Source organism: Alcanivorax sp. HI0083 (genome assembly GCF_001635175.1).
This window is the reverse complement of the sequence record NZ_LWFX01001122.1, coordinates 1-5,498: the sequence shown is the minus strand read 5'-3', so window position 1 is coordinate 5,498 and position 5,498 is coordinate 1. Positions and strand designations below refer to the sequence as shown.

The window sequence follows — 5,498 nt, the reverse complement described above, 5'->3', positions numbered from 1 at the left end:
ACCGCTGCCGCGATGCGGAGCAGACCCGCTGGTTTTACGAAGAGGTGCTGGGCCTGCCCCTCACCCTGGCCATGGTGTTCGATGAAGAGCCAGGCACCGGCCGCAAGATCGACTACATGCATCTGTTCTTCAAGATGGGCGATGACAATTTCATTGCCTTCTTCGACGCCCCGGAGGGGGCCGATGAAAAAATGTTCCGCCCGCGCAGTGCCTTCGATCTGCACCTGGCCTTTGAAGTGGACACCCTGGACGAGCTGAAGGATTGGCGCCGCCGGATTAACAAGGCCGGCCGCCCCTGCTTTGGGCCCATCGACCACGACTTCATTCACTCCATCTATTTCTTCGACCCCAACGGTATTTCGCTGGAAATCACCATCAAGGATGCCCGCTATGAGGCCGTGGTGGCGGAAGATGCCGCCAACGCCCATGGGGTGCTGAAGGCGTGGACCGAAAAGACCCGCGCGCTGAAGGAAGACAATTTTGGTGCCGCGGCCCTGGATATGCGTGGCCTGGACATGAGTAAGACTGACTTCTCGAAAGTGAAGGGCGCCATGGAGCAGCAGCAGGGCAAACAACAAGAAAAGCAGGACACGCAGAACACGCAGAAGGACGCCCCGCAATGAGCAAGCATTACGACCGCATCCCGTATCTGGTGACCTTCATGGAGCAATCCAGCTTCAAGGACACCTACGCCGGCCCCATGGACCTGGTGGCCCTGGAATCCCACCTGCTTACCCCGAAAAGCGGCCCGGGCAAGACCGTGGTGATCTTTATGCACCCGGTGGGCGGCGGAGCTTATCTGCCCATGGTGTCGGCGCTGGCGAAAGCGGGGCTCTCGGTTATCTATTGCAACAGCCGTTACCGCGGGGCCGACAGTGCGCTGCTGATGGAGAAGGTGGTAGCGGATCTGGGCGCCTGCGTGCGCGATGCCAAAGAACGGCTGGGTTTTGAAAAAGTGGTGCTGGCGGGCTGGTCCGGTGGTGGCTCCCTGAGCCTGCTGTATCAGGCTGAAGCGGAAGACCCGCAGATTACCCACACGCCAGCGGGAGACCCTTACGATCTCACCGCGCAAAACCTGATTCCAGCGGACGGCATCATGCTGCTGGCGGCCCACGTGTCCCGTGCCATCACCATGACTGAATGGCTGGACCCGTCTGTGAAAGACGAGAACAACCCGGAGGATCGGGAGTTGGATATCTACCATCCGGATTGCCCCAATCAGCCGCCCTACAGTGCTGAGTTCGTGGCCCGTTTCCGCCAGGCACAGATCGACCGCAACCGCCGCATCACCGGTTGGGCAAAGAGCAAGCTGGACGATTTTCGCAGCAAGGGCCTGCACACCGAGGAGTATGGTTTTATCGTGCACCGCACCATGTGTGACGTGCGCTGGCTGGACCCGGAACAGGACAGCAATGAGCGTGTCCCCGGCACCTGTTACCTGGGCGACCCGGAAACCGTCAACAATGGCCCGGCCTGCGCCGGGCGCATCAAGGTGCCGGCGCTGGTGATCGGCAACACCGCCGACAACGCCTGTACCCCCAGCCATACCCAACGGCTCTTTGATGGCTTCCAATCAGGGCAGGCCACCCTGCGCGAAGTGGCCGGTGCCAATCACTATTACTTTGGCCAGAACGACAAATTGGCTGAAGCGGTGGCGCACTGCACCGCCTGGCTGAACGAGCAGGGACTGGGCTAGCGGGGTTGAGGTTTTATTCAGGCGGGCAGCCATGTGGGCCCCGTTGACGGGATGGTTGGCGGTCAATTGTGAATTCTCTTCACGTCTTGTCCGACAGTCATACCAGCCGCGCTTCATCCTCCCCGGCGCTGGCCTAGCGTCGGTAAAAACAACAACGGAGTCATTACGGGATGGGACTGATCATTTTTCTGCTGGCACTGTTGGTGCTCACCACGGTGTCCATCACCTTGGTGTTTTATCTGTGCTGGTACTACGACCGCCGCAGTTTTCCGGAACAGGCCGAGCTGCCCGGTGAGCAGCCGCTACGGCTACTCCCCACGGTGATTGGCATGGCCAAGGAAGCCGCGGCCCTGACGATTCTGGTGTTCAGTTACCCGTTGCGGTTGATCCACGATACCTCGCCGGCACGCAGCCGCCATCATGGCGAGGCACCGGTGATTCTGGTCCATGGCTATGGCGGCAACAGCGCCAACTTTTTGTTCATGCAGTGGCGCCTGAAGTGGCGGGGCTGGTCCAACGTCTATTCCGTGAGTTACACCCCGCCACACATCAATGCCCGCAAACTGTCGCAGCAGGTGGTGGATCATGTTGAGCGTATCCTGGCCGTCACGGGTGCCGAAAAGGCGCACCTGATTTGCCATTCCATGGGCGGGCCGCTAACCCGGTACGCACTCAAAAACCTGGGCCTGGCCGGCAAGGTGGACCGGGTGATCACCCTGGGCAGCCCGCACTACGGGTCGCGGATTGCCGGGCTGTTCCCGCCATTGGGCGCTGCCGCCCAGCTGCGTTACCAGAGCCCGTTCATTCGGGAGCTGGCCACCGAGCAGCCCTGCCCGGGTAATGCCCGTTACTTCTCCATCTTTTCCAATATGGATAATTTTGTGCTGCCGGTCTCCACGGCGGTACTGCACGGCGCAGAAGAAAATATCCACGTCCCGTATCTGGGCCATTGTGCCTTGCTGTACAGCACGCGGGTGATGGACCAGGTGGAACGTTGCCTTCTGGCCCCGGTGAAGGACAGCTGATCAGACATTGATCTGCAACATGGTTGCCTTTCCTCTCTTGCCGGATCATGGTGAAAGTGAAAACGCGAGAGAGGGAGTTCGACCATGAGTGAATACGGCGCAACAGTGGCCTGGCACCTGCAGCGGGGCACCGAATTCGATTATGAACACTTCAACCGGGACCACGAATGGACCTTCGCCGGCGGCGAAGTCGTACAGGCCTCCGGCTCCCCGGAGTTTTACGGCTGCGCCAACCGGGTGAACCCGGACGAAGCCGTGATTGCCGCCACGGCCAGCTGTCATATGCTGACCTTCCTGTCCATCGCTGCCAAGCGTGGCCTCAACGTCCTCAGCTATATTGACCAGCCGGTAGGCACGGTAGAAAAGAACCCGGAAGGCCGCATGACGATCACCCGGATCGTGCTGCGTCCCCGAGTCGTCTTCGATGGCGAAGAGCCGGATGGCGCAGCCCTGGAAAAGCTCCACGACAGCGCCCACCGCAACTGCTTCGTGGCCAACTCTTTGAAGGCGGACGTGCGTATAGAGTCAGCCTAGCCGATCGGGTTTCCCCCAGGCCTGACGGATTCTGCAGGAGCGCCCTTTCAGGGCGCGAACCCCCGCACGCTAATCGCAAACCCCCAAACTCCAGACTTGCCGGCGCACGCCAAAGGCTGCGATTCGCCTCACCCGTCGGGACCGGACAGTCACCCGGCATTGATGTGGCCGTCACGCCTTAGCGCTAGAATGTGGGCCATTGTTAATCGGCACACCCAGGGTGGGCCGCCGCCGTTGACCAACAGGACTAGCCAGCATGCTTGATCAGAACGAAATCGAACTGTTTCGCGATAACGTCAAAAAATTCCTCGAAAACGAAGTCGCCCCGCACTACGACCAGTGGGAAAAAGCCGAAATGTTCCCCCGCGAGCTGTGGAACAAGATGGGCGAAAATGGCCTGTTGTGTGTGGACGTGCCGGAAGAATACGGCGGCTTCGGCGCCAACTTCCGCCTGTCCGCAGTGATTGTGGAAGAAGCCTCCCGTGCCGGTTTTGGTGCCCTGGCGTCCAACATTTCCGTGCATTCCGACATCGTTGCTCCCTACATCCTGCACCTGGGTAGCGAAGAGCAGAAACAAGCCTGGTTGCCGAAAATGGTCACCGGTGAAGCCGTGGGCGCCATCGGCATGACCGAACCTGGTGCCGGCTCCGACCTGCAGGGCATGAAAACCCGTGCCGACAAGGACGGCGATGGCTACAGCATCAGCGGCCAGAAAACCTTCATCACCAACGGCCAGCACTGCGACGTGATCGTGCTCGCCACCAAGACCGACCCGAATGCCGGTTCCAAAGGCATGACCCTGTTCACCGTGGACTGCGCACTGGACGGTTTTGCGCGCGGCCGCAACCTGGAAAAAATGGGCCACCACGCGGCGGATACCTCCGAGCTGTTCTTCGAAAACGTGAAAGTGGGCGCCGACCAGATTCTTGGTGGTGAAGGCAAAGGCTTCGCCAACCTGATGAACGAACTGCCCCGCGAACGCCTGATCCTGGCCCTGGGCGCCATCGCCGCCTGTGAAGGCATGATCGAGCGCACCATCGAATACACCAAAGAGCGCATGGCATTTGGCAAGCCGATCTCCAGCCTGCAAAACACCCGCTTCGTGCTGGCGGACCTGCACGCCCAGGTCGTCGTCAACCGCGCCTACGGTGAGCAGTGCATCGACCAGTACGATCGCAACGAACTCACCGCCACCAACGCCTCCATCGCCAAGCTCACCACCACCGAGCTGCAAGGCGTGGTTGCTGACAAATGTCTGCAACTGTTCGGTGGCTACGGCTACATGCAGGAATACCCCATCTCCCGCGACTACGTGGATGCACGCATCCAGCGCATCTACGGCGGCACCAGCGAAATCATGAAGGAAATCATCTCCCGGGACATTATCGGGCGGTAAGTTGCTTCATTTTTCCGAATAAAAAACGCGGCCGATGGCCGCGTTTTTTTTATGCCTCCTCTTTCTGTAGGAGCACCACTTGAGGTGCGAACCTTGGTGCAGCCAAATCCTGACTAGCCCATGCTCAACAGAACTGGCATGAAGTTGTAGGATATGGCTTACATAAAAAGCTAAACGGTTGATATAAAGTGGGTTTCACTAGGGGAGAGGGTCAAGGAAGCGCAGGAAATAACCCGCTACTTCGACTTTTGTCAGATGAGATCAATTCTCGGCGGTGCTCCAGATCATTGTAGCCACTGAATTATTTGGCTCATTGGCTGTTGCCTCGCTAAGAATTATGTCGAAAAAAGATATGTCGAACCGTTCGACTGAATACGCTGTTATGCATCCTAGGAGATCAAGTGAAGGCTAAATTTTTGACTGCCTTTTGTGTTCTTCCACTGTTATCTAATGCAGGTGTAATTACCTGTGGCGATGCAATGAGCGTAGGCAGTGAAGCAAGAGCTTCTCTTCACGAAGCAGCTCAATCTAGAGCCCAGAGCGCGGCGCAAGAATTCATGGAGAAAACGATAGTTCATCCATATGGAGCCAGAGATTCTATGATTGGTGGAACTCCTGAAAAGATGGCAGGAACCATAGAGGTTTATTGGTGCCAGTCGGCTGAACAACCATTGCACTCTGCGTACTACAATTTTTATATGTCCAATAAGGGTGTATTTGAGTAAATGCATAACAAGGCCAAGCACCGCGACGTATTTTTCGTTACGCCTGCGGCTTCACAAAAAATACGCGCGTGTTGGCGGCGCTATGCGTCTAGGAAGTGTGAGAAATCATGAGGTTATTGATT

Annotated in this window: 6 protein-coding genes; all 6 read left to right on the top strand. The window is 57.9% G+C overall.

The genetic code is table 11. The features are described 5' to 3' along the window. Positions 1-623, top strand: a 623-nt coding sequence (locus A3754_RS15625; RefSeq protein ID WP_231880649.1) for a VOC family protein, incomplete at its 5' end; no start/stop codon positions are given. Continuing rightward, positions 620-1,696, top strand: coding sequence for an alpha/beta fold hydrolase (locus tag A3754_RS15620; protein WP_063520447.1), 1,077 nt, complete (start codon positions 620-622; stop codon positions 1,694-1,696). The genes A3754_RS15625 and A3754_RS15620, both read left to right, overlap by 4 nt. 170 nt (positions 1,697-1,866) lie before the next feature. Then, the gene (locus A3754_RS15615; RefSeq protein ID WP_063520446.1) at positions 1,867-2,721 is read left to right on the top strand and encodes a triacylglycerol lipase; all 855 of its coding nucleotides are present in this window, start codon (positions 1,867-1,869) and stop codon (positions 2,719-2,721) included. 84 nt (positions 2,722-2,805) lie between these two features. Next, complete coding sequence (locus tag A3754_RS15610; RefSeq protein ID WP_063520445.1) at positions 2,806-3,255, top strand: OsmC family protein; 450 nt, start codon at positions 2,806-2,808, stop codon at positions 3,253-3,255. 256 nt (positions 3,256-3,511) lie between these two features. Then, the gene (locus A3754_RS15605; protein WP_063520444.1) at positions 3,512-4,651 is read left to right on the top strand and encodes an acyl-CoA dehydrogenase family protein; all 1,140 of its coding nucleotides are present in this window, start codon (positions 3,512-3,514) and stop codon (positions 4,649-4,651) included. A 401-nt stretch (positions 4,652-5,052) separates the two neighbouring features. Next, positions 5,053-5,376: a hypothetical protein gene (locus A3754_RS26680; RefSeq protein ID WP_156497021.1), complete on the top strand. Its 324-nt coding sequence runs from the start codon at positions 5,053-5,055 to the stop codon at positions 5,374-5,376. Positions 5,377-5,498 lie beyond the last annotated feature (122 nt).

Excerpts from the sequence above, each read along its gene's own strand:
- A3754_RS15620 (WP_063520447.1), top strand. The coding sequence starts at position 620 with ATGAGCAAGCATTACGACCGCATCCCGTATCTGGTGACCTTCATGGAG.
- A3754_RS15615 (WP_063520446.1), top strand. The coding sequence starts at position 1,867 with ATGGGACTGATCATTTTTCTGCTGGCACTGTTGGTGCTCACCACGGTG.
- A3754_RS15610 (WP_063520445.1), top strand. The coding sequence starts at position 2,806 with ATGAGTGAATACGGCGCAACAGTGGCCTGGCACCTGCAGCGGGGCACC.
- A3754_RS15605 (WP_063520444.1), top strand. The coding sequence starts at position 3,512 with ATGCTTGATCAGAACGAAATCGAACTGTTTCGCGATAACGTCAAAAAA.